This is a genomic window from Vibrio sp. 1978, from assembly GCF_033344345.1.
Genome location: NZ_JAWPOP010000245.1, coordinates 1 through 879 on the forward strand (window position 1 = coordinate 1; position 879 = coordinate 879).

An 879-nucleotide genomic window follows, 5' to 3' on the forward strand; every position below is an offset into this window, starting at 1 on the left:
CCAAAAAGCTGCGCAATCGACGTTTTGTTTTTGCCTTGTTGACGATGAATTTGAATGTCACCTTTTTCATTCGTTAAGAACACGTAACCTGTGTCCTCAATTTGGAAGCTGTTTAGAAGTGACACCATGTCATCCATCGACTTAGATAGACCTGACATCGAGATACCGTTTAAGTCTTGGTAGTTAGTGAACATTTTCACTTCACCATTAGCTTCTTGGAAAACACTCACTGATGTTTCGCGACCCGAAGAGGTGAAACCAAAGAACCACGCGTCTTGCGAATGGTTTAGCTGACGCAAGAAACCATTTTGGTTCCAGTAGTACGCCGTTTTACGGTTTGCGACCGATGCGTCATTCAATCCATACTGAGATTTGATGTTGTTTAGCTGCTGAACAAGCTGCGTTTCAGAAAACTGTGGGTGATCAGTATTTTTTAGCGCTTCGACAACAAATTCGTTTGTTGCTAGTTGCTTCGCCGCTTGCTGCATTTGCACAACTTCGCGGTCAATTTCAGTATTAATTTGTTGCAGCATGGCTGGCAACTCAATATCAATCAGGCGGTGACTTAACACGTCTCTCGCATGGCGTTGAGCCATCACACCAACGATAATGGTTGATGCAAGAACAGCAAAAGTAATACCAAGTACAACCTTTTGTTTGATACTCAGAGAATGAAGTTTCAACATATTCGGACCTTTTAAAAGAATCACTTGTTATTGGCATCCTAGATAGTGGCTATCAGGTGCATATCTCTGTGACATACACAGCATGGAACCTATATCGACCTGAACGAACAAAACTAGAGGTATTTCTCACTATCTTATGCAAAATAAATGTAACGCCCTGTCATTCAAGCACTTTCAACGTTTTTCTTCGCTT

1 pseudogene is annotated in these 879 nt (G+C 41.6%); it reads right to left on the minus strand.

The window, feature by feature from the left end:
- Window positions 1-686, minus strand: a pseudogene (locus tag R8N49_RS25825) (methyl-accepting chemotaxis protein); the annotation flags it as partial.
- Window positions 687-879 lie beyond the last annotated feature (193 nt).